The 21,391-nt window shown below is 67.6% G+C and carries 21 protein-coding genes; 10 read left to right on the forward strand and 11 right to left on the reverse strand.

Annotated features, from left to right (window positions below):
• The first annotated feature begins 59 nt into the window (after positions 1-59).
• The 3 genes from guaA (at position 60) to BLS85_RS13205 (ending at position 3,154) form a co-directional block, all read left to right on the forward strand.
• Positions 60-1,610 (forward strand): glutamine-hydrolyzing GMP synthase, encoded by a 1,551-nt coding sequence (gene guaA, locus BLS85_RS13195; protein ID WP_092787058.1) that lies wholly within the window; start codon positions 60-62, stop codon positions 1,608-1,610.
• 129 nt (positions 1,611-1,739) lie between these two features.
• Positions 1,740-2,555, forward strand: coding sequence for a nucleoside triphosphate pyrophosphohydrolase (gene mazG, locus BLS85_RS13200; RefSeq protein ID WP_092787060.1), 816 nt, complete (start codon positions 1,740-1,742; stop codon positions 2,553-2,555).
• Positions 2,525-3,154, forward strand: a complete 630-nt coding sequence (locus BLS85_RS13205; protein ID WP_092787062.1) for a hypothetical protein — start codon at positions 2,525-2,527, stop codon at positions 3,152-3,154. Before mazG ends, BLS85_RS13205 begins: the two co-directional genes overlap by 31 nt.
• Positions 3,155-3,412: 258 nt before the next feature.
• Here BLS85_RS13205 and BLS85_RS13210 read toward each other — a convergent pair whose 3' ends face one another.
• Together BLS85_RS13210 and BLS85_RS13215 are read right to left on the reverse strand one after the other, a co-directional pair.
• On the reverse strand, positions 3,413-4,384 hold the full coding sequence (locus BLS85_RS13210; protein ID WP_092787064.1) for a hypothetical protein: 972 nt from the start codon (positions 4,382-4,384) through the stop codon (positions 3,413-3,415).
• A 97-nt stretch (positions 4,385-4,481) separates the two neighbouring features.
• Positions 4,482-5,300 carry a DUF2189 domain-containing protein gene (locus BLS85_RS13215; RefSeq protein ID WP_176793725.1) on the reverse strand — a complete coding sequence of 273 codons (819 nt, stop codon included), beginning with the start codon at positions 5,298-5,300 and terminating at the stop codon, positions 4,482-4,484.
• 220 nt (positions 5,301-5,520) lie between these two features.
• Between BLS85_RS13215 and coaBC the strand changes: the two genes are divergently transcribed.
• The 5 genes from coaBC (at position 5,521) to BLS85_RS13240 (ending at position 10,435) form a co-directional block, all read left to right on the forward strand.
• A complete protein-coding gene (coaBC, locus tag BLS85_RS13220) occupies positions 5,521-6,741 on the forward strand; it encodes a bifunctional phosphopantothenoylcysteine decarboxylase/phosphopantothenate--cysteine ligase CoaBC (protein ID WP_092787068.1) in 1,221 nt (406 codons plus the stop codon).
• Positions 6,738-7,214: a dUTP diphosphatase gene (gene dut / locus BLS85_RS13225; protein ID WP_092787070.1), complete on the forward strand. Its 477-nt coding sequence runs from the start codon at positions 6,738-6,740 to the stop codon at positions 7,212-7,214. Before coaBC ends, dut begins: the two co-directional genes overlap by 4 nt.
• 100 nt (positions 7,215-7,314) lie before the next feature.
• A complete protein-coding gene (locus BLS85_RS13230) occupies positions 7,315-8,034 on the forward strand; it encodes a TetR family transcriptional regulator (RefSeq protein ID WP_092787072.1) in 720 nt (239 codons plus the stop codon).
• A gap of 229 nt (positions 8,035-8,263) precedes the next feature.
• Positions 8,264-8,731 carry a phasin family protein gene (locus BLS85_RS13235; protein ID WP_092787074.1) on the forward strand — a complete coding sequence of 156 codons (468 nt, stop codon included), beginning with the start codon at positions 8,264-8,266 and terminating at the stop codon, positions 8,729-8,731.
• 438 nt (positions 8,732-9,169) lie between these two features.
• Complete coding sequence (locus tag BLS85_RS13240; RefSeq protein WP_092787076.1) at positions 9,170-10,435, forward strand: threonine ammonia-lyase; 1,266 nt, start codon at positions 9,170-9,172, stop codon at positions 10,433-10,435.
• Here the strand turns inward: BLS85_RS13240 and BLS85_RS13245 are convergent.
• The 4 genes from BLS85_RS13245 to BLS85_RS13260 form a co-directional block, all read right to left on the reverse strand.
• Positions 10,432-11,328 (reverse strand): 50S ribosomal protein L11 methyltransferase, encoded by an 897-nt coding sequence (locus BLS85_RS13245; protein WP_245699225.1) that lies wholly within the window; start codon positions 11,326-11,328, stop codon positions 10,432-10,434. The two genes, BLS85_RS13240 and BLS85_RS13245, sit on opposite strands and share 4 nt — an antisense overlap.
• 64 nt (positions 11,329-11,392) lie before the next feature.
• Entirely contained in the window at positions 11,393-11,884 is a 492-nt protein-coding gene (smpB, locus tag BLS85_RS13250) for an SsrA-binding protein SmpB (RefSeq protein ID WP_092787078.1), read from the reverse strand.
• Between the two features lie 56 nt (positions 11,885-11,940).
• The gene (dapA, locus tag BLS85_RS13255; protein ID WP_092787080.1) at positions 11,941-12,819 is read right to left on the reverse strand and encodes a 4-hydroxy-tetrahydrodipicolinate synthase; all 879 of its coding nucleotides are present in this window, start codon (positions 12,817-12,819) and stop codon (positions 11,941-11,943) included.
• 234 nt (positions 12,820-13,053) lie between these two features.
• On the reverse strand, positions 13,054-13,893 hold the full coding sequence (locus BLS85_RS13260) for a hypothetical protein (RefSeq protein WP_092787082.1): 840 nt from the start codon (positions 13,891-13,893) through the stop codon (positions 13,054-13,056).
• A gap of 427 nt (positions 13,894-14,320) precedes the next feature.
• Between BLS85_RS13260 and trpS the strand changes: the two genes are divergently transcribed.
• Entirely contained in the window at positions 14,321-15,319 is a 999-nt protein-coding gene (gene trpS, locus BLS85_RS13265) for a tryptophan--tRNA ligase (RefSeq protein ID WP_092787084.1), read from the forward strand.
• Positions 15,320-15,422: 103 nt separating this feature from the next.
• Here trpS and BLS85_RS13270 read toward each other — a convergent pair whose 3' ends face one another.
• The 5 genes from BLS85_RS13270 to BLS85_RS13290 form a co-directional block, all read right to left on the reverse strand.
• Complete coding sequence (locus tag BLS85_RS13270) at positions 15,423-16,835, reverse strand: pyruvate dehydrogenase complex E1 component subunit beta (RefSeq protein WP_092787086.1); 1,413 nt, start codon at positions 16,833-16,835, stop codon at positions 15,423-15,425.
• A gap of 18 nt (positions 16,836-16,853) precedes the next feature.
• On the reverse strand, positions 16,854-17,882 hold the full coding sequence (pdhA, locus tag BLS85_RS13275) for a pyruvate dehydrogenase (acetyl-transferring) E1 component subunit alpha (RefSeq protein ID WP_143027192.1): 1,029 nt from the start codon (positions 17,880-17,882) through the stop codon (positions 16,854-16,856).
• 165 nt (positions 17,883-18,047) lie between these two features.
• Positions 18,048-18,365 (reverse strand): FtsB family cell division protein, encoded by a 318-nt coding sequence (locus BLS85_RS13280; RefSeq protein ID WP_143027193.1) that lies wholly within the window; start codon positions 18,363-18,365, stop codon positions 18,048-18,050.
• Between the two features lie 146 nt (positions 18,366-18,511).
• Positions 18,512-19,318: a lysozyme family protein gene (locus tag BLS85_RS13285; RefSeq protein ID WP_143027194.1), complete on the reverse strand. Its 807-nt coding sequence runs from the start codon at positions 19,316-19,318 to the stop codon at positions 18,512-18,514.
• Positions 19,319-19,398: 80 nt separating this feature from the next.
• Positions 19,399-20,280, reverse strand: coding sequence for an N-formylglutamate amidohydrolase (locus tag BLS85_RS13290; RefSeq protein ID WP_092787089.1), 882 nt, complete (start codon positions 20,278-20,280; stop codon positions 19,399-19,401).
• A 660-nt stretch (positions 20,281-20,940) separates the two neighbouring features.
• Between BLS85_RS13290 and BLS85_RS13295 the strand changes: the two genes are divergently transcribed.
• Positions 20,941-21,384 (forward strand): rhodanese-like domain-containing protein, encoded by a 444-nt coding sequence (locus tag BLS85_RS13295; protein WP_092787091.1) that lies wholly within the window; start codon positions 20,941-20,943, stop codon positions 21,382-21,384.
• Positions 21,385-21,391: the final 7 nt, after the last annotated feature.

A 21,391-nucleotide genomic window follows, 5' to 3' on the forward strand; every position in this document is an offset into this window, starting at 1 on the left:
TGGCGGCCGACTGCTATAAGTCCGGCCTTGGACCCCCGCCACCCGGAGCCCCGCCGCCCATGGACCGCATCCTCATCGTCGATTTCGGATCCCAGGTCACCCAGCTGATCGCGCGGCGGGTGCGCGAGTCCGGCGTCTACTGCGAGATCCACCCGTTCAACCAGGTCACCGGCGACAGCCTACGCGCCTTCGGCCCCCGGGGTGTGATCCTGTCCGGCGGTCCGGCCTCCGTGACCGGCATCGGCACGCCGCGCGCGCCCCAGGACCTGTTCTCCATGGGCCTGCCGGTGCTGGGCATCTGCTACGGCCAGCAGACCATGGTCGAGCAGTTGGGCGGCCGGGTCGGAAGCTCCGACCACCGCGAGTTCGGCCGCGCCTTCCTCGACGTCTCCGGCGACTGCCGCCTGTTCGACGGCGTCTGGCGGCCGGGCGAGCGCCATCAGGTGTGGATGAGCCACGGCGACCGGGTGGACCACCTGCCGCCCGGGTTCTCCGTCGTGGGCACCAGCGACGGCGCGCCGTTCGCCGCCGTCGCCGACGAGACCCGCCACTTCTACGGCGTGCAGTTCCACCCGGAGGTGGTCCACACCCCCGACGGCGCCGCCCTTCTGCGTGCCTTCACCCACGGCGTGTGCGGCTGTTCCGGCGACTGGACCATGGCGGCGTTCAAGGATCAGGCCATCGCCCGCATCCGCGAGCAGGTCGGCACCGGCCGCGTGCTGTGCGGCCTGTCGGGTGGGGTGGACAGCGCCGTGGCCGCCGCCCTGGTCCACGAGGCGGTGGGCGAGCAACTCATCTGCGTCTACGTCGATCACGGCCTGATGCGTCAGGGCGAGACCGAGCAGGTTGAGACTGTATTCCGCGACCGCTTCAACATCCGGTTGGTGGTGCGCCACGCCGACGATCTGTTCCTCGACGCGCTGGAGGGTGTCTCCGACCCCGAGGTCAAGCGCAAGACCATCGGCAAGCTGTTCATCGACGTGTTCGAAGAAGAGGCCAAGAAGATCGGCGGCGCCGATTTCCTCGCCCAGGGCACGCTCTACCCCGACGTGATCGAGAGCGTCTCGTTCCACGGCGGCCCGTCGGTGACCATCAAGTCGCACCACAACGTCGGCGGCCTGCCCGAACGCATGAACATGAAGCTGGTGGAGCCGCTGCGCGAACTGTTCAAAGACGAGGTGCGCGACCTGGGCCGCGAACTTAGGCTGCCCGAGACCATGGTCGGCCGCCACCCCTTCCCCGGGCCGGGGCTGGCCATCCGCCTGCCCGACCAGCCGGTGACGCGGGACAAGCTGGAGATCCTGAGGAAGGCCGACGTGATCTACCTGGAGGAGATCGCCCGCGCCGGCCTGTACGACGCCATCTGGCAGGCCTTCGCTGTGCTGCTGCCGGTGCGCAGCGTCGGCGTGATGGGCGACGGCCGCACCCACGATCACGTCGTGGCCCTGCGCGCGGTGACCGCCACCGACGGCATGACCGCCGACAGTTATCCCTTCGACCACGCGTTCCTGACCCGCACCGCCAGCCGCATCATCAACGAGGTGCGCGGCGTGAACCGGGTGGTCTATGACGTGACCAGCAAGCCGCCGGGGACGATCGAGTGGGAGTGAGAATGGGCCACCCCAGGTGAACCTGCCCTTCGGCTCGGATTAAAACCTGGTGTCGCGGGCGCGAACACGGGACGGCGCGCCCCACCCCGGCCCTTGCGCCCCGCCGGCGAAGCGGCTACCCCAGGGGCCATGAAAGACGACCTCTCCCACGATCCGGCCCAGGCCGGCGACATTCGCCGCCTGCTGACCATCATGGCGCGCCTGCGCGACCCCGACGACGGCTGCCCGTGGGACGTCAAGCAGACGTTCGCCACCATCGCCCCGCACACCCTGGAGGAGGCCTACGAGGTCGCCGACGCCATCGAGCGCGGCGCCATGGCCGAGCTGCGGGACGAACTGGGTGACCTGCTGCTTCAGGTGGTGTTTCACGCCCGCATGGCCGAGGAGGCCGGGCACTTCGCGTTCCCGGACGTGGTCGCGGCGATTTCCGACAAGCTGGAACGCCGCCACCCGCATGTGTTCGGTGACGAGACCATCACCGACGCCGACGCGCAAACCGCCGCCTGGGAGGAGCAGAAAGCGCGCGAACGCGCCGAGAAGGCGCATCACGGCGTGCTCGACGGCCTGACCGTCGGCCTGCCTGCCACCACGCGGTCACAGAAGATGGGCAACCGCGTCGCCCGGGTCGGCTTCGACTGGCCCGACCCCAACCGCCTGATCGACAAGGTCCAGGAGGAACTGGACGAGGTCCGCGTCGAGATCAACGCGAACGCGCCCATCGACCGCCTGACGGACGAGGTCGGCGACCTGATGTTTACCTGCGTCCAACTCGCTCGTAAGCTGTCCGTGGATGCCGAATCGGCGTTGCGACACACCAACGCAAAGTTCGAACGCCGCTTCCGTCATCTGGAGTCCCGGCTGGCCGAGTCCGGCCGCGCACCGTCGGACGCAACGCTGGAGGAGATGGAAGCGCTATGGCAAGAGGCCAAGGGCGTGGTTGGCTGAGGGCGCTGGCGCGGCCGTTTCTGGCCGTGCTCGTCCTGCTGCCCCTGGTGGCGAGTTGCTACGTGCCCGACGACTTCCTGGTCGAGGTGCGGATCAACCGCGCCGGTGAGTTCGGCCTGACCTACAAGGGCACGCTGACCTGGGCGCCTCTGTGGAAGGAAATCCGCGAAGGCGCGCTCAGCGAAGCCGAGATCGCCGAGAAGGTGGAGAACATCCGCCGCGACCTGACCCGCTATCCCGGGTTCAAGATGGTCGAGCACGAGGGCGCGGGGCGGTTCCGCGTGTTCTACCAGACCACCGGCGACGTCGAGGGCGACGAGAGCTACTACTTCCTGCGCGCCAACGCCCGGGTGATCGCCATCATCTCGCGTGCCGACGGCCTGCTGATCGTGCGCACCCACGCCATCTCCGACGAGAACAAGGCCAGCCTGATCGCCGCCGGCATGGACACGCGCGGCAAGATGCGCGTGGTCACCAACTGCGATGTCATCCGCCACAACGCCCGGGACCGCCAAACCGGCCCGGGCGGGTTTGTCTATTACGACTGGGTGATTCGGAGCATCAACGACGAGGCCCCCCGGATCGTGATGTCTCGGTAGCAGAGTCCCGGACGGACGGGGGACTCCCCCCGTCCGGAGGGCTATTGTATTCACACTTCTTTCCGCCGAAGCGGCGGCTCTCCGCTCGCACGGCAACTTGACTCGTCATTGCGAACCCTCGTCGCAAGACGAGGGTGAAGCAATCCAGAGCGTAGAACACCAAGACTCGCCCTGGATTGCTTCGTCGCTCCGCTCCTCGCAATGACGATGGGTAGAGGAGAAGTATGAATCGGATAGGTCCGGTGGGCAGGGTCTTCCTCACCGCGTCCGCAGGTTTTCCGGCTCGTAGACCGGGACGTACCCGAACACGCCCGGCAGATCCGGATCGACCAGCACGCGGACGGCGTGGACGTCCCCGGCGCCATGAACCTGCAACGCCGTCATGGTGTCGATGCGCCCGCCGCCTTCGCCCCGGAACGGCTGGTCGATCTCCAGTTGGTGGGAATCGCCGTACACCAGCAACACCGGCTTGGCGAACGCCTCGCCCTCGGCCTGCAGGGTCTCCACGGTGCGGGTGAAGCCGCTGGAGCTATTCAGGTCGCCCCAGAACATGTCGGCCTGCATGGCGATCACCACAGCGGCGCTGTCGGCCTCCGTGGCGGTCTCGAAGATGTGGCTGATCCAGGCCTGATTGGCCGCGTCGCGGGCGAAGAACTCGGCCACCGCCTCGGGCGAGCGGACCTCGAAGTTGTTGTTGGAGCCGATCACATGGACGGTGCCGAAGATCACGCCGCCATGCTGCCACACGGCATTCTCGACCATGTCGGTGTACTCGGACACGTCGGCCTGACGGGTCAGCGCGATGGGGGCTTGGCCCAGGCTCTCGGCCTCAGGGAAGAACTTGGCCCGCACAGCGGCCAGACGCTCCAGCGGATCGTAGCCACCAGCCGACTCGCGATGGCAGTCGGTCCACTCGTTGTCGCCGGGCGTGTAGACGACAGCGCCGGTGTAGCGCATGAAGTTGTCGGACTCGATCTGGAAGCGGTCGTCGGAGCAGTCCGAGCCGCCGCCCTTGATGTCGCCGACGTGGATGGTGAAGGCGGGTTCAATGGCGTTGACCCGGTCGATCAGGCGCTCATAGGCCGTCTGGGCGACGTCGCCGTAGGGCATGTCGCCCAGAGCGACGAAGCTGAACGCCTTGTCGCCGACGACGGGCGCCTCGGCGGCGGCCGGGACGGCGACGGCGAGGCCCAGCCACAAGGCAAGGGCGGCGGTCTTGATGGGACGCATGGGATTCCCCCTCGGGATGGTTGGTGACACCCGATCAGTTTAATGGACCGCCAAGACACCCCGATTGCGGATCCATGACGCTTTCATGGCCCATGCGTCAATTCCCCGAAGGCTCCCGCACCACCGCGCGGTAGGCGTGCCAACTGGCGTGGCCGATCAGCGGCAGGGTCACGGCAAGCCCCACCAGGCCGATCAGCAGCCCCGATTGCGTGAACACCACGATCAGCCCTGCCCACAGGGCCATGACCTTCCAGTTCCGAATCACGGCGACGATGCTCGTCAGCACGGCCTCGACGGCGTCAACCTCACGGTCCAGCATCATCGGCATGGAGACGGCTGCGCACATGAAGGCGATGGCCGCGAAAACCGCCCCCACCGCCGAGCCCACGGCCAGGAACACAAGCCCATCGAAGGTGAGGGTCTGGTCGAGCATGCTGCCCGAAGACATGCTCACGTAGGGAAAGAAGATGGCGAAGATCAGGGCCGCGAAGCGCATCCAGATCATCAACAGGAAGATGAGCGCAACGCCGATGGAGAGGATATGGTACGGGTTGGCCTTCCAGGCGGTTAGGGTCAAGGCCAGCGTCGGTGTTTCGCCGAGTTCGAACCGGCGGCTGATCTCGTAATAGCCCAGGGCCAACGCCGGGGACACCAGCAGAAAGCCGGCCGTGGCGGAGGTAATGAGATAGGTCAGATCGGCCCACCACAGACCGACTGTCACGCACAGACCGAGCAAGGTGAACAGCGCCCCCAAGCCCAGACTGAGCGGCCACGCGGCCATCATGTCGCGCCAGCCGGCGGCCAGCCAGGCCCAGGGGTCGTCCATGGTCAGGGTATTGACCCGCTGGGCGAGCGGCAGGCCCGCGAATGACTGCCGGCGGGCGGTGGGCGGCGGGGGTTCGGGCGGGGTGGTCATGGACGGGCTCCCTCTTCCATGGCCCGTGCGTCCCGATCCGCGCCGGGACGCCGTGGCTTCTGTTGTCCTTCCGAAAAGGTCGGATGGGCGGAAGAGGAGCGCAAGTCTCCCGACCGTCCGGACGCAGGCTCCGCCACCAAGATCCGGTCCGGCGTGCTTGCGCCTCCGGTCCCGCCTGCCTACCCTGCCCGCTCCCGTCTGTTCCACCGGAGCCCGCGCCATGCCGCTTCAGGGTCGCCGAGTCCTGCTGATCGTCACCGGCGGCATCGCCGCCTGCAAGGTGCCGGAACTGGTGCGCCTGCTGCGCAAGGCCGGCGCCGCCGTCCGCTGCGTCATGACCGGCGCGGCGCAACAGTTCGTCACGCCGCTGACCCTGTCGGCCCTCAGCGGGGACAAGGTCTACACTGACCTGTTCTCGCTCACCGACGAGGCGGAGATGGGTCACATCGAACTGTCGCGGGACGCCGACCTGCTCGTGGTCGCGCCGGCGACGGCGAACCTGCTGGCGAAGATGGCCCACGGGCTGGCGGACGATCTGGCCTCGACGGTGCTGCTGGCCACCGACACCGATGTTCTGGTCGTGCCGGCCATGAATGTGCGCATGTGGGAGCATCCGGCCACGCACGCCAACATGGCGACGCTGCGCACGCGCGGGGTTCATGTGATCGGCCCGGATGAGGGCGACATGGCCTGCGGAGAGTACGGGCCCGGCCGCATGGCGGAACCGGAGGCCATCCTGGAGGCCATCGAACACCACCTTGCCGCGCCGGCGGGTCCGCTGACCGGACGCCGGGTCCTCGTCACCAGCGGCCCGACGCACGAGCCCATCGACCCGGTGCGCTACATCGCCAACCGCAGTTCTGGCAAGCAGGGCCATGCCATCGCCGATGCCCTGGCCCGCCTGGGGGCCGAGGTGACCCTGGTCACCGGGCCGGTGGCCCTGCCCGACCCGCCGGGCGTGCGCGTGGTGGCGGTAGAGAGCGCCCGAGACATGCTGGAGGCCTGCCGGGCCGCCCTGCCGGTGGACGCGGCCGTGTTCGCCGCCGCCGTGGCCGACTGGCGCGTGGCGGCCAGCGCCGACCAGAAGCTCAAGAAACAGCCCGGCGCCGAGACCATGACTCTGGACCTGGCCCAGAACCCGGACATCCTGGCCACCATCTCCGGTCTGACGGAGGGACGCCCCGCCCTGGTGGTGGGCTTCGCCGCCGAGACTGAACGCGTGGTCGAGCACGCCCGCGACAAGCGCGCCCGCAAGGGCTGTGACTGGATCGTGGCCAACGATGTGAGCGCGGCGGCCGGCACCTTCGGCGGCGACGCCAACACCGTCCACCTGATTGCCGGCAGTGAGGATGTCGACTCGTGGCCGCCGCTCAGCAAGGCCGAGGTCGCGGAACGGCTGGCCCACCGCATCGCCGCAACCCTGGGAAGCGCCGCGTCATGACCACACTCGATCACGGCGCGCCGGAAGCCTTGGCCGTCCCCGTCGTCCGGTTGCCCCATGCCGAGGGGCTGGACCTGCCCGCCTATGCCACCGCCGGCGCCGCCGGGCTGGACCTGCTGGCCGCCTTGGACGCGCCCCTGGTGCTGGAACCGGGCGCCTTCGCCACCGTGCCCACCGGCCTCTCCGTGGCCCTGCCGCCGGGATACGAGGGGCAGGTGCGGCCGCGCTCCGGCCTTGCCGCGCGGCAGGGGGTGACGGTGCTCAATGCGCCCGGCACCATCGACGCCGACTATCGGGGCGAGGTCGGCGTGATCCTCATCAACCACGGAGCCGAGCCGGTCACGATTACGCGGGGACTGCGTATCGCCCAGTTCGTCGTCGCCCCGGTGACGCGCGTCACCTGGGCACTCTGTCAACACTTGCCGGAGACGCCGCGCGGCACGGGCGGCTTCGGATCCACTGGCGTGGCATGATCTGATCGGGCGCACGGTTGCGTATGCCTGAAAGAGTCCCCAGATTCGCGGCAGGCAGTGTGCGCCCTGCCGACCTCTTTCACCGAAACGGAAGGCGAGCATGGTTGACCACGACATGTCCCGAACCGAGTCCTCCGCCGGGGAGGGCGCCAGCGTTTCCGACCGCCTGATTGATGCCGCCCTAGGCTTGGCCGGTGAGTCGGGCTGGCGGCGTCTGACCATGGCTGCCGTCGCCGAGCGCGCCGGCGTGCCCCTGAACGAGGCGCTCCAGATCCACGGCTCCCGCAACGAAGTGCTGCGGGCCATGGGGCATCACGTCGATCAGGCGATGCTGCGCGAGGCCTTGGGCTTCACCGACCAGGACAGCCCGCGCGACCGTCTGTTCGACATGCTGATGCGCCGGTATGACACCCTGTCGCGGTGGCGGCCCGGGCTGGCCGCGATCATCCGTGATCTGCCGACGGATCCGGTCAGCTTCATCGTTTCCATGCAGGGGGTCTACCACTCCATGGGGCTGGCGCTGGAAGCCGCCGGGCTGGCCGCTGATGGCGTCAAGGGCATCGCCTCCCGCAAGGGACTGGCGGCCGTCTACCTGTCCACCATGCGGGTGTGGATCAAGGACGACACCGAGGATAACGCCCAGACCATGGCGGCTCTGGACAAGGGTCTGGACCGAGCCGAAAGCGCGGTCGATACCCTGTGCCGGTTCAAGCCAGGGTGTGGACGCCGCCGCCGATCCGGCCATGAGGATGTCTCACCGGTCGAACCGATCACCGAAACCGAAGGCGGCAAGCCGGACACGGGCACCGCGCCGGCGTGAGTCCGTCGGTTGCGGGACCGGATCACGGAGGGCGCGGACCACCCGAACGACTGCGGTGCAGCATTTTTTGTGCAGCGCACAAAATTGTCCGTTGACAGGATGCCTGACGGTTTCTATCGTGATTCTGGAATGATCTTCGCGGCTCCTGTTTTCGGGGGTTAAGGCGGGATCCGGTCGACGCCGCGCTCACACGTCCGTTGGCGCGCCCCAGATGGGATGGAGAGAGACCATGGCCAAGCAGCCCGAATTTTTCGATTTCGACTTCACCAAGTACCTCCAGGACATGAAGATCCCGGGCGTTGACCTGGACGCCGTCGTGGAGAGCCAGAAGAAGAATGTCGAGGCCCTGACCAACGCCAACCGGCTGGCCTTCGAGGGCATGCAGGCGGTGATGCAGCGTCAGGCCGAGCTTCTGCGCCAGAGCATGGAAGAATACGCCAAGACGGCGCAGTCCATGGGCGACATGAAGGACCCGCAGCAGGCGATGGCCCGTCAGACCGACATGGCCAAGCAGGCCTTCGAGCGCATGATCTCCAACATGCGCGAGATGTCCGAACTGATGGCGAAGTCCAACAACGAGGTCTTCGAACTGCTCAACAAGCGCTTCAGCGAAACGCTGGAGGAAATGAAGGGCATGATGGACAAGGCCGAGGCTGCCAAGCCTGCGGCTCGCAAGCCGGCCGGTTCATCGTCCTGATCTCCGAGTCGGGCCGGCCGCGTTCGCGACGGCCCAGCGCGCCAGACACGACCGCCGTCCCGACCCCGGGGCGGCGGTTGTTTTTTGCGGCAGTGCGGGCGCGCCAGAGCAATCGGGTGAAAGGACGTGTGGTCGCAAAGACGCGGGGGATCGTGTATTTTTGGGCAGGACGCCTCACCATCTTTTATAAATGCAGGACGGACTCGACCCGCGAAGCGCGGCAATCCGCCGCGTGGCGGTGATGCGGCGGGTTGCGCCTTTGGCGCGAACACGCCCTACGACGTTTCGCATTGCGTCAATAGTGCATGCACCCGATTGCCCTGGCAAGCGCGTATGCCGTCCTTTCAAAATCCGGGGCGGTCGAAATAAACTGGGGGGCCCGCGCACCGCGCCGTCCCGTCCACCACGCCAAGGTCACCACTCCGGGGAGGCCCATCAATGTCCGACACCGCCGCCCCGCCCCCCTGGACCATCACAGAGGACGACGTGCGCGCCGCCGCCGGCCGCATCGCCGCAGCCGTCCCCCCGACGCCGTTCCTGCACTCGCAAACCCTTTCGGCCGTGGTCGGCGCCGACCTGTTCATCAAATTCGAGAACCTTCAGTTCACCGCCTCGTTCAAGGACCGGGGGGCCTTGAACCGTCTGCTGGACCTGACCCCTGAGCAGCGGCGCGCGGGCGTGATCGCCGTTTCCGCCGGCAATCACGCCCAGGGGGTGGCCCACCACGCCCAGCGGCTGGGTATTCCCGCCGTCATCGTGATGCCGGTCAACACACCGTTCGTGAAGGTCAACAACACCCGCGCGCTAGGAGCCCGGGTCGAACTGGCCGGCGAGACCCTGGCCGAGTCCATGCCCACGGGCCACGAGATCATGGCCCGTGAGGGGCTGATGTTCATTCACCCCTATGACGATCCGCTCATCATGGCCGGGCAAGGCACGGCGGCGCTGGAGATGCTGGGGCAGGTGCCGGACCTGGATACAATGGTGGTGCCGATCGGCGGCGGCGGCCTGATCGGCGGCATGACGGTGGCGGCGCGGGCGTTACGGCCGGACATCGAGATCGTCGGCGTACAGACCAGCTATTACCCGGCCATGGCCGATGCCCTGGCCGGGCGCGCCTCGACCTCTGGTGGTCAGACCGTGGCCGAGGGCATCGCCGTCAAGGCGCCCGGGCCAGCGGCGCGGCATATCCTGTCCAGCCACGGCGTCGACGTGACGGTGGTGGGCGAAGCGGCCATCGAGCGCGCGATCAACCTGTACTTGAACGTCGAAAAGACGGTGGCCGAGGGCGCCGGCGCCGCCAGTCTGGCGGCGGTCATGGCCCACCCGGAGCGGTTCCGGGGCAAGCGCGTGGGCTTGGTGCTCTCGGGCGGCAACATCGACCCGCGCACGTTGGCCTCCGTCATCCTGCGCGGGCTGACCCGCGAGGGGCGCCTGGGCACCCTGTCGGTGGAGGCCACGGACATTCCGGGGCAGCTCGCGGCCGTCGCGGCCATCATCGCCGCCCACGACGGCAACGTCGTCGAACTGGCGCACAACCGCCTGCTGCCCACCATGTCGGCCAAGTGCACCGACCTGTCGTTCACCGTCGAGACCCAGGGCCGCGCCCACCTGGAGGACATCGCCCAGGCCATCCGCGACGCCGGCTATCGGGTCTGGCACATCAGCGACCCGCCGCGCCCGGACGCGGACGCCGACGGTTAAGCCCGGCCCCGGCGCCGCATGACCAGCGTCATCCACTCGGCGATGGGGTAGCGCCGCTCCAGCGCCAAGCCCTGCCGGCGGTAGGCGTTGACCACCCGGGCCTCCTGCGTGGCCAGCAGGCCCGACAGCACGATCCGACCCCCGGGCGCCAGCACGGCGGCGGCGGGGGCTGACATGGCGGTCAGGGGACGCGCGAGAATGTTGGCCAGAATCAGATCATAGGAGCCGCCGGCCGTCACCCGCGCATCCCGGAATCCGTCCGACCGCAGGCACCGCACCCGGGCGGACAGGCCGTTGCGCCGCGTGTTGTGGCGCGCCACGCGCACAGCCTCCGCGTCGTTGTCCACGGCCAGAACGGGGCATCGCCAGTGCGCGGCGGCGGCCAGCGCCAGCACGGCGGTGCCGCACCCCATGTCGAGCACACGGCGCGGCCAGCGCGGGCGCCGCGCCAGATCGTCCAGGGCCATCAGGCAGCCTCGGGTGGTGGCGTGCTCGCCGGAGCCGAACGCGGTGGCCGCATCCACGACCAGCGCATGCCGGCCCGGCGGCGGCGGGTCGGACACGTGCGATCCGCGCACATGAAAGCGGCCGATGTCCAGGGGCGGGAAGCCGGCCATCGTCTCCGTCAGCCAATCGCGCGGGGCCATGCGCTCGACCGAGACGGCCGGTTCGGCGATGTTGGCAGCGCGCGCCGCCAGGGCCAGGGCGGCGGTCAGGCGGGCGCGATCAGGCGGCCGCTCGCACAGCCCCTCGACACGCCAAAGGCCCTGGTCGGGACCCGGCGCTTCGATCTCGAAGCACAGCAGGGCATCGGTGAGGCCGTCCAGCGCGGCCTCGACCATCGGCACGGCGGCCGCCGGCACCAGCAGTTCGATCCGCCACGTCTCCGTCACGGTCGCGGTCTCCTTTTGGTTTGCTGTTCGCGCGAGGTGATCCGGCACCCTGACAGGGCGTCGCTCAGCCCTTGTCCCGCAGCAGGCGCTGTTTCTGGCGGTTCCAATCGCGTTCCTTGGTGCTTTCGCGCTTGTCCACCTTGGTCTTGCCCTGCCCCAGGCCCAGTTGCACCTTGGCGATTCCCCGGGAGTTGAAATACAGGTTGAGGGGAACCAGGGTCATGCCCTTGCGGCTGACCGCGCCCAGGACCTTGCGGATTTCGCGTTTGTGCATCAACAGCTTGCGCGGGCGCCGGGGTTCGTGCCCGAAATGTTTGGCGTTGCCGTATTCCGGGATGTGGCAGTTGAACAGGTAGAGGTCCTCGTCCTTGCCGCCGGCATAGGACTCGCTGAGGTTCGCCCGGCCCTGCCGCAACGACTTGACCTCCGTACCCTGCAACACCAGGCCGGCCTCGAAGGTCTCGCCGATGGCATAGTCGTGCCGCGCGCGGCGGTTCTCCGAGACGCGCCCCGTGGAGATCAGACCGGATCGGATGTTCTTGTTCTTGTTTGCCATGACCGTGCCGATATGGGGTCGCCGATCCGCCCCGCGCAAGCCCGCGCGGGGAAGGATCAGTCGAGCACGCCCACCTTGCGCATGGCCGCCTCGACGACGACACGGGTTGTCTCGGCGATGGGCACCAGCGGCAGGCGTGTGGCCGGCGAACACCGCCCCAGAAGCGAGGCGGCGTACTTGACCGGCCCGGGACTGGTCTCCTTGAACAACGCCGCGTGCAGGGGCAGCATGCGGTCCCGAAGCGCGGCGAAGGTGGCCAGATCGCCCTCCGCCCAGGCGCGGTGCAAGGCGGCGCACTGCGCCGGAGCCACGTTGGCCGTCACCGAAATGCAGCCGTGCCCGCCCTGGGCCAGGAAAGCGGCAATGGTGGCGTCCTCACCCGACAGCAGGCAGAAGTCCTCGCCGATGGCCAGCCGCGTCGCCAGCGGACGCACCAGATCGTTGGTGGCGTCCTTGACCCCGACGATGTTCGGAAGCTCGGCCAGACGCGCCATGGTCTCGATGGACATGTCCACAACACACCGGCCCGGGATGTTGTAGATCAGGATGGGCAGGTCCGTCGCGTCGTGGATGGCCTTGAAGTGCTGGTACAGGCCCTCCTGCGTGGGCTTGTTGTAGTACGGCGTGACCACCAGCGCGGCGTCGGCCCCGGCCTGCTTGGCATGGCGGGTGAAGTCGATGGCCTCGTGGGTGGAATTCGACCCGGTCCCGGCGATCACAGGGACCCGCCCGGCCGTCGCCTCCACGCACAGCTCCACCACCCGTTTGTGTTCGTCGTGGGTCAGGGTGGGCGACTCGCCCGTCGTGCCGACGGGGATGAGGCCCTGGGTGCCCTGCTGGATCTGCCAGTCGACGAAGGCCTGGAATGCGGCGTCATCGACGGCGCCGCTGGCGGAAAACGGGGTCACGAGGGCGGTCAGCGAGCCCTTGAACATCGGTCTGTCTCTCCTGGGAGCGCTCGGCCGGTGGCGGCACCGGTCACGGAGGGGTCAACGGCGTGGCGAGAGGGGTGGTCCCGCCACGGGGCGAGGCGACGTGGCCTTCTGGCAGGAAGACCACGCCCCCGCGGCGGGACCTTCTATTTGTATCATAATCGTTTGCCGGGACAAGGAATCCCCGACGCGGCCACAGCCGACCGCCCATGGCGCCGATTTCGGATCACGGGGTCATCACGACGGATCGGTCGCCGGTCCCAACGCCAGATCAGCCGGACTGTCGTCGGATGCACTGTAGCCCTTCAGCCAGCCGCCGATGACGCGGTGGCGCACGTCGTGCAGCAGGCGTTCCTCCGGCTTGGGGGCGATGCGCCACCACCACGCGGAGCCCTCCACCTCCGGCTCCACGCCGTGAAGCAGGTCCTCCGCCGCCGTCGGACGCTCGGCGGTCATCTCCTGACGCTCGGTATCGGTGATCAGGCACACCGGGCACGGCGCCTCGCTCAGCACGCGCAGATGATCGGCGATCAGGGCGCGGCGGAACGCCTCCAGCGTGGCCTCGTCGGTATGATGATGCTGTGCCAGCCAGCGCGCGGGCGCGTGAGCCAGTTGCGACAGCGTGTTGCAGGAGATCACGAGATCGGCGCTCTCGATGGCCGGCACGGCCGCGCGCGGTTCGGGCAGCGGCGCGCCGGGAGGCAACACCCGCACCGCCTCCAGCACCCCCGTGACGTCAGCGGGCGCCAGTTCCACGGCGGTCATGCGCATCGCCGACAGCCGCACCGACGGCATGAACATCAGGTCCACCAACACTACCCGCCGGAACAGCAGGGCCAGACTCATCAGCGGCACATCCTTGGCCAGCCCGGCGCCGATGACCACCACCGTGTCCCAGCGGTCCAGCCGGGCGGCGCAATCCAGAATGACGCCGTGGGTGGCGCGCAAATGAGGGGTCCAGGCCCGCCGGTTGCGGCGCCGACGAGCGTCGATGGCGATCAGGTCATGCAGAACGCCCATCCGTCGCAACGGGCGCGGCGCCGGGGTGATGGTGTGACGGATCCACTCGACGATCATGGAGGCGCGTGTCTTCGGCTTGGAGGGCAAAGATTGGCGGGGCCGGAGATCCCCGTCCGCGTATCACCGTTTCTTAACATGACCGGGCACCGCGAGGGCAGCGGGAAAACGAGCCCATGCCGTCGCGAATACCCCACCCCCGCTGGGGCAATCGGGTGAAAGGGCCTGTGGTCGCGACGCGGAGCGCCCCACCCGCTGTTAGTAAGGTCGGGCGGATTCGACCCGCGAAGCGGGGCAATCCGCCGCGTGGCGGCGATGCGGCGGATTGCGCCTTCAGCACGACCCCGCCCTACGACGTTTCGCATTTCGTCAACAGTGCTTTCACCCGATTGCCCTGCACTCCCGCCCTGCCCCGTTGACCGGCGGCGGGGATTGGGCTACGCCCGCGCCGACACCATCCCCTTTTCTCTCCGCACAGGCTCTCGCGATGAAGCGCATCTTCTCGGGCGTCCAGCCCACCGGCAACCTGCACCTCGGCAACTACCTGGGCGCGATCCGCAATTGGGTGCGCCTTCAGAAGGACTACGAGAGCATCTTCTGCGTGGTGGACATGCACGCCATCACCCAGTGGCAGGACCCGGCCGAACTGTCGAAGAGCACGCGGGAGGTGACCGCCGCCTTCATCGCCGCCGGCATCGACCCGGAGGCCTGCGTCATCTTCCACCAGTCGGCCGTGCCCGGGCACGCGCAACTGGCCTGGGTGTTCAATTGCGTGGCCCGCATAGGCTGGCTGAACCGCATGACGCAGTTCAAGGAGAAGGCCGGCAAGCACAAGGAGAACGCCTCCGTCGGCCTGTTCGCCTATCCGGCGCTGATGGCCGCCGACATTCTTCTGTACAAGGGCACCCACGTGCCGGTCGGCGAGGACCAAAAGCAGCACCTGGAACTGACCCGCGACATCGCCCAGAAGTTCAACAACGACTTCGGCCGCGAGGTGTTCCCGATCACCGAGCCCCTGATCCTGGGCGCGGCCACCCGCGTCATGTCGCTGCGCGACGGCTCCAAGAAGATGAGCAAGTCCGACACCTCTGACTTCTCGCGCATCAACCTGACCGACGACGCCGACCTGATCGCGCAGAAGATCCGCAAGGCCAAGACCGATCCGGAGCCGCTGCCCAGCGAGGTTGCCGGTCTGGAGGGCCGGCCGGAGGCCGCCAATCTGGTGGGCATCTTCGCCGCCCTGTCGGATCGGACGCGCGACGACGTGCTGACCGAGGCCGGCGGCCAGCCCTTCAGCACCTTCAAACAGAGCCTGACCGATCTGGCGGTTGAGACCCTGGGGCCGATGAACGCCGAAATGAACCGCCTGCTCGCCAATCCCGGCGAGATCGACGCCATCCTGAAGCGCGGCGCCGAACGCGCCCAGGCCATCGCCGGCCCGGTGCTGGACGAGGTCTACGACACGGTCGGGTTCCTGCGGGTATAGGGGGGCGCGGGCGGGTGATCGTAGGCCCCCCGCAGCCCATCGATGTCCCGGCGGCTGTCCTCCTTCGGCCAGCCGCCCTACACCTTTTGTCCCAGGGTCCGTCTCAGCCCTGTGAGGAGGCGTAGCAGACCGCCCGGGCGGCCTCGACCACCTGGGCGGGTTGCGGCAGCGCCAGCTTTTCCAGGTTGGCGGCGTAGGGCATGGGGACGTCCGCGCCAGCCACACGGGTGACCGGTGCATCCAGCCAGTCGAACGCCTGTTCCATGCACAGTTGGCCGATCTCGGCGCCGATGCCGGCGAAGGGCCAGCCCTCCTCGACCGTCACCACGCGATTGGTCTTGCGCACCGACCGGAGGATGGTCGCGGTATCCAGCGGGCGCAGGGTCCGCAGGTTGATGACCTCGGCACTGATCCCCTCGCCGGCCAGCGTTTCCGCCGCCTCCATGCAGTGGCCGACCATGCGGGAGAAGGCGACCAGCGTGACGTCGGTGCCACGCCGCTCCACCTTCGCCTTGCCGATGGGCAGCACGAAGTCCTCGACATCGGGCACGTCGAAGGTCTGGCCGTAGAGGATCTCGTTTTCCAGGAACACCACCGGGTTGGGGTCGCGGATCGCGGCCTTGAGCAGCCCCTTGGCGTCGGCGGCCGACCATGGGGCGATCACCTTCAGGCCGGGCACATGCGCGTACCACGAGGCATAGCACTGGCTGTGCTGGGCGGCGACGCGGGCGGCGGCCCCGTTGGGGCCGCGGAAGACGATGGGACAGCCCATCTTGCCGCCGGCCATGTACAGGGTCTTGGCGGCGGAATTGATGATCTGGTCGATGGCCTGCATGGAGAAATTGAAGGTCATGAACTCGACGATGGGTTTCAGTTGAGCGAACGCGGCGCCCACCCCCAGGCCGGCGAATCCCATCTCTGTGATCGGCGTATCGACCACCCGCTTGTCGCCGAACTCGGCCAGCAGCCCCTGGGTGATCTTGTAGGCCCCCTCATACTGCGCCACCTCCTCGCCCATGACGAAGACGTCGGGGTCGCGGCGCATCTCCTCGGCCATGGCATCGCGCAGGGCCTCGCGCACGGACTGGCGCTTGAAGGAGTCGTAGGTCGGTTCGGGATCCTCGTCCGATTCCTCTTGGGCCGGAGCCGGAGCCGCCTCCGGCTTGGGCGACGATGGCGGCTCGGCCTCGGCCGGGGCGGAAGCGGGTTCGGATTTCGGCCCGGACTTCGATTCGGCCGCCTTCACGGCGTCCTCCAGGGCGCTTTCGTCCTCGCCTTCCGCCAGCAGAATGCCGATGGGCTGGTTGACCTTCACCCCGTCCGTGCCGCCGGGCACGAGGATCTTGCCCAGGACGCCCTCGTCCACGGCCTCGAATTCCATCGTGGCCTTGTCGGTTTCGATCTCGGCGATGACATCGCCGGCCTCGATGGTATCGCCTTCCGCCTTCAGCCAGCGGGCCAGAGTGCCCTCCTCCATCGTCGGCGACAGGGCGGGCATCAGGATTTGTGTCGGCATGTGTCGCTTCCCCCCGCCTCAGGCGTCCACCAGGATGTCGGTCCACAACTCGGCCGGATCGGGTTCCGGGCTGTTCTGGGCGAACTCCGCCGCCTCGCCGACGATCTCCTTGACCTGCTTGTCAATGTCCTTGAGGTGCGCCTCGTCGAACACGCCGTCCTCCAGCAACCGCTTCTTGAGCTGGTCGATCGGGTCGCTTTCCGAGCGCATCTTCGAGACCTCGTCCTTGCTGCGGTACTTGGCCGGATCGGACATGGAATGGCCCCGGTACCGATACGTCTTGACGTCAAGCAGATAGGGGCCGTTGCCGCCACGCACGTGGTCGACAGCCTCGGCTGCGCCCTCGATCACCTCCAGCACGTTCATGCCGTTGACGCCCTTGCCGGGAATGCCGTAGGCGGCACCGCGCTGCGACAGGTCCCCGGCGGCGGCGGCCCGCTCGACGGAGGTTCCCATGCCGTATCTGTTGTTCTCGATGACATAGACCACGGGCAGCTTCCACAGCGCGGCCATGTTGAAGCTTTCGTAGACTTGGCCCTGGTTGGTCGCGCCGTCCCCGAAGTAACAGAAACAGATGCCGCCATCCTCGTTGTATTGGTGGGCGAACGCCAGACCGGTGCCAAGGGGCACGGCGGCGCCGACGATGCCGTGACCGCCGAAGAACCGCTTCTCGCGGCTGAACATGTGCATCGAGCCGCCCTTGCCCTTCGAGTAGCCGCCGATGCGCCCCGTCAGTTCGGCCATCACGCCCTTCGGGTCCATGCCGGTGGCCAGCATGTGGCCGTGATCGCGGTAGCTGGTGATGATGGAATCGCCCTCCCGCGCCAGCGCCTGCAGGCCGACGACCACCGCTTCCTGTCCGATGTACAGGTGGCAGAACCCGCCGATCAGGCCCATGCCATATAGCTGCCCTGCCCGTTCCTCGAACCGACGGATCAGCAGCATGGACCGGTAATAATGTTCCAAATCAGCGGGCTCGAACCGGTGGGCGTCAACGGCCGGTTCGGAGTCCTTGGAGGATGCGCGGTCGCGCCGTGATGCCACCATGCTGTTGTCTCCCCTCGGATGACCGATCCGTCCGTGGGTCAGGACATGCTCGGCTGGACGGACGTCACACACGTAACCGTTCACCGTGCGAATTCAAGGGAAATCAGGCGGAAGGTGGGACTCCCGAACGCTGCGATGTCCCTGGACGTACCCGGATCCGAACCGCTACCCTTCGGGCGGCAGGACGATCACCTCGTCAGGGCCGATCAAGTTCAGCATGTCCCGAGCCCGTTCGTCCAGCATGTCGGGGCGGAGTTGATGATCGTACAGAAGTCCGACCCGATGCTCCAGCCAAGCCCGTTCCGCCTCCAGCGCGGCCTGATCCGCCCGGGCGATCTGGATATCTTGACGCACCTGCCACCACGCCAAGAGGCCGCGCTCGCCATTGACGGCGTGATACGAAAAATAGGCGACCGTCGCCAGCAAGAGCAGCGGCACGATGACCGAACGGACACGGTGGTGTCGGACGGATTCCTCTGACATGAAACGACTGCCGATCAAAAAACACTTGACTCCTTGAAGCAGTGAGTCAGAGGCGAGTCGCGCTGTCAAGAGTCGCGGGAGATGGTTCGCGACGCGGCGAGGACATGTGATCTTTTGGACTCACATCATCCTGAAGGCGCCGCCGTTCAGGACGCATCCCGGGTACCCCGCGTGGCGGCCCGCGCCTCGCGCTGGGCCCTGTATTCGCGCAGCCGCTCGGCGCGCCAGCTTTCCGCGAACGCCCGGGCGGCGGCCCTCTCGACCTCCTGTTCGGCCTCAAGGCGCTGCCGCTCGGCCTGACGCGCGGCCTCGATCTCGGCGGCGCGAGCGACAATATCATGCACCGGCGGCAGGCCAGCGACGACCGCGTTCTCCTGAGCCTCCTGCCAGGCGATGCGGAACTTGTTCATGTACCGCTCGGCATAGACCGGCGTGGCGGAGTGGTAGCGCGCCACCGCCCGGGTCCACGATCCTGTCTCGGCGTGCAGACGGGTCAGGAAGCCCACCGCGTACCGGACGTTGGCCGCCGGTTCGAACGCCTTGTCGAGCGTGGGGAAGGCGTCGCCGTGATAGTACAGGTTGATCTGCATGCACCCGACGTCGATGTTGGTTTCGCCGCGCGCCTGCAAGGCCCGCACGTGGGCGATGGCCTCGGCCTTGGTCTGGAAGAACCTGCCGTCCTTGCCGTTGGTGACCGTCCAGGGCCAGGCAATTCTTGCCCCGCGCCGTTCGTTCCAGCGACCGGACTCGACCATCGAGATGGCCGTCAGAACCTGGGCGGGAATGCCGTTGACCTGTTCCTGGGTCGAGGTCTGCTCGTAACAGACATCATCGGCATACGACGGCGCACGCGGCGGGGCGTCCGCCAAAACCGGGCTCGCGCCCAGGCCGAGAGCCATCAGGGCCGAGAGCACAACACTCAAACGATGAGAACGGAACATGGCGGCGAACATGGCGGTGACCCGTTTCGGTGACGCCCCTCAGAGGCAACCCACGGGCCTTTCCAAGCAAACGCCGCGCCAGAATGTCTCCCCTACTCCGCGGCCTGAGACATTCCGCACGTCTCGGACACAGCCCGCAGCAGCAGCGGGACCGCCCGCGCCAGTCGCTCCAGCCCCGCCGTCGGCTCTCTGGTCCGCTCGTCCATGTACAACGCCCGATTGAACTCGATCTGCAGGGCGTGCGTGCCCTCAGCGGGGCAGCCGTAGTGGGATGTCGTAAAACCGCCCGCGTACGGCTTGTTGCGCCGCACGCGCAGGCCGTGCGCGGTCAACGCCGCTTCGGCTGCATCGGTGATCGTGGCGTCGCAGGCGGTGCCGTGTCGGTCGCCCAGCACAACGTCCGGCTTGCCATCGCGCCCCCCCTCGACGGCGGTGCTTGGCATGGAATGACAGTCCAGCAAGATGCAGTGGCCGAACCGGCGTCGTGTCTCCCGCAGGAGACCAGCCAGCGCCGTGTGATAGGGGTGATAGCATCGTGTCAGCCGGCGAGCCGCCTCCGAAAACGGCAGTTTGCGGCGATAGATATGCTGCCCGTCACCGGCAATACGCGGCAGGGTGCCAAGCCCCGCCCTCACCCTCGTCGACTCCGGATTGGCGTGCGCGGGAAGCGGATCGCTGAACATGCCGGGGTCCAGTTCCAGTGGTTCCCGGTTGACGTCAAGGTAAACCCTCGGGAACAGGGCGCACAGCAGGGGAACGCCCAGAGACGGCGCGGCGGCGAAAATGGCATCGACATGAGTGTCCTCGCTGGCCCGCAACTCGCTCGTCGACAGCCGCGACACCGCCAGGAAATCGGATGGATACCGCGTCCCAGAATGCGGCGAAGCCAAGACGAGCGGGCGCGTCCATCGTTCCGGCCGGATCAGCTTCAACAGATCCTCGGACTCGAAGGCCTCTTGCTCGCGCCTTGACATGGTCGGGGCATCCTTGTGGCCGGTCGTCGGGTCGGCCCCCGACACTGCGCGCCCTGCAATCCGAGCCTCGGAACCGCGAAGGCTGGAGATCCGCATTCTAGATCACATGGCGTCCGTGGGGAACATCCCGCTTGGCGGCCCCAGGGCCCCGAACTCGGACAAAAGAACCGTTTCAATACGTCCCTTGCCTACCGTTGGAGATCTCGCGGTCGCCGCGCTCCCGTCGAAGCAACGTTCTTATGAGTCGATCATCTCATCCTGAACGCCCGCAGGGCGTGAAGGATCTCCCTCGACGGGCCGCGACCTTCCCGACATGTCATTGATCGATCATCCGGGTTCGGAGCCTTGATGCCGATCCCGCAGGGCAATCGGGTGAAAGGGTGTGTGGTCGCAAAGACGCGGGGGATCGTGTGGCTTGGGGCGGAACACCCCACCATCATTTATCTAGGTAGGGCGGATTCGACCCGCGAAGCGGGGCAATCCGCCGCGTGGCGGTGATGCGGCGGGTTGCGCCTTCGGCGCGAACCCGCCCTACGACGCTTCGCTTTTCGTCAACCGTGCATTCACCCGATTGCCCTGGCCGATCCCGTGGTTCACCTTGACACATCCCGGACACGCGATTAACTCCGGCTCACCTGACACCGCCGGAGATGGCGCGCCGTGGACGGCCTGAATTTCATCTCAATGGATTTCCTGCTGCCCGTGCTGATCGGCATGGGGGCGGTTTTGCTGTTCCGGATGATGCCCCGCCTGATGGCCGGCGGCGTGCCCTTCGTCGCGCCGGTCGAGTTGCGCAAACGCCTGGACCAGGGCGACGACGTTCTGGTGCTGGATGTGCGCACATCGCGCGAGTTTTCGGATCGGCACGGACACATTCCGGGTGCCCTGAACCTGCCGCTGGACCAACTGGGTCAGCGTCTGGGCGAGGTGAGCGCGGATCTGCGCCAGCACCAGGACACGCCCGTGTTCATCGTCTGCCAGACCTCGAGCCGTGCCGCGCATGCGGCCCGCTTGTTCCGCAAAGCCGGCTTCCGCAACCTGTCGATCATCAGCGGCGGCATGTCCGCGTGGCGCTCCCGGGGGCTCCCCACCCAGAAACGCTGACGGGCAC

Origin of the sequence: Rhodospira trueperi (assembly GCF_900101965.1) — a bacterium.
GTDB classification, from domain to species: Bacteria; Pseudomonadota; Alphaproteobacteria; order Rhodospirillales; family Rhodospirillaceae; genus Rhodospira; species Rhodospira trueperi.

Bases quoted from the DNA above. Each gene is read 5' to 3' on its own strand.
- guaA (WP_092787058.1), top strand. From the start codon at position 60: ATGGACCGCATCCTCATCGTCGATTTCGGATCCCAGGTCACCCAGCTG.
- BLS85_RS13210 (WP_092787064.1), bottom strand. From the start codon at position 4,384: ATGCGTCCCATCAAGACCGCCGCCCTTGCCTTGTGGCTGGGCCTCGCC.
- trpS (WP_092787084.1), top strand. From the start codon at position 14,321: ATGAAGCGCATCTTCTCGGGCGTCCAGCCCACCGGCAACCTGCACCTC.
- smpB (WP_092787078.1), bottom strand. From the start codon at position 11,884: ATGGCAAACAAGAACAAGAACATCCGATCCGGTCTGATCTCCACGGGG.
- BLS85_RS13280 (WP_143027193.1), bottom strand. From the start codon at position 18,365: ATGTCAGAGGAATCCGTCCGACACCACCGTGTCCGTTCGGTCATCGTG.
- BLS85_RS13215 (WP_176793725.1), bottom strand. From the start codon at position 5,300: ATGACCACCCCGCCCGAACCCCCGCCGCCCACCGCCCGCCGGCAGTCA.
- coaBC (WP_092787068.1), top strand. From the start codon at position 5,521: ATGCCGCTTCAGGGTCGCCGAGTCCTGCTGATCGTCACCGGCGGCATC.
- BLS85_RS13270 (WP_092787086.1), bottom strand. From the start codon at position 16,835: ATGCCGACACAAATCCTGATGCCCGCCCTGTCGCCGACGATGGAGGAG.
- BLS85_RS13285 (WP_143027194.1), bottom strand. From the start codon at position 19,318: ATGTTCGCCGCCATGTTCCGTTCTCATCGTTTGAGTGTTGTGCTCTCG.
- BLS85_RS13235 (WP_092787074.1), top strand. From the start codon at position 8,264: ATGGCCAAGCAGCCCGAATTTTTCGATTTCGACTTCACCAAGTACCTC.
- BLS85_RS13260 (WP_092787082.1), bottom strand. From the start codon at position 13,893: ATGATCGTCGAGTGGATCCGTCACACCATCACCCCGGCGCCGCGCCCG.
- BLS85_RS13230 (WP_092787072.1), top strand. From the start codon at position 7,315: ATGGTTGACCACGACATGTCCCGAACCGAGTCCTCCGCCGGGGAGGGC.
- mazG (WP_092787060.1), top strand. From the start codon at position 1,740: ATGAAAGACGACCTCTCCCACGATCCGGCCCAGGCCGGCGACATTCGC.
- dapA (WP_092787080.1), bottom strand. From the start codon at position 12,819: ATGTTCAAGGGCTCGCTGACCGCCCTCGTGACCCCGTTTTCCGCCAGC.
- BLS85_RS13290 (WP_092787089.1), bottom strand. From the start codon at position 20,280: ATGTCAAGGCGCGAGCAAGAGGCCTTCGAGTCCGAGGATCTGTTGAAG.
- pdhA (WP_143027192.1), bottom strand. From the start codon at position 17,882: ATGGTGGCATCACGGCGCGACCGCGCATCCTCCAAGGACTCCGAACCG.
- BLS85_RS13240 (WP_092787076.1), top strand. From the start codon at position 9,170: ATGTCCGACACCGCCGCCCCGCCCCCCTGGACCATCACAGAGGACGAC.
- dut (WP_092787070.1), top strand. From the start codon at position 6,738: ATGACCACACTCGATCACGGCGCGCCGGAAGCCTTGGCCGTCCCCGTC.
- BLS85_RS13205 (WP_092787062.1), top strand. From the start codon at position 2,525: ATGGCAAGAGGCCAAGGGCGTGGTTGGCTGAGGGCGCTGGCGCGGCCG.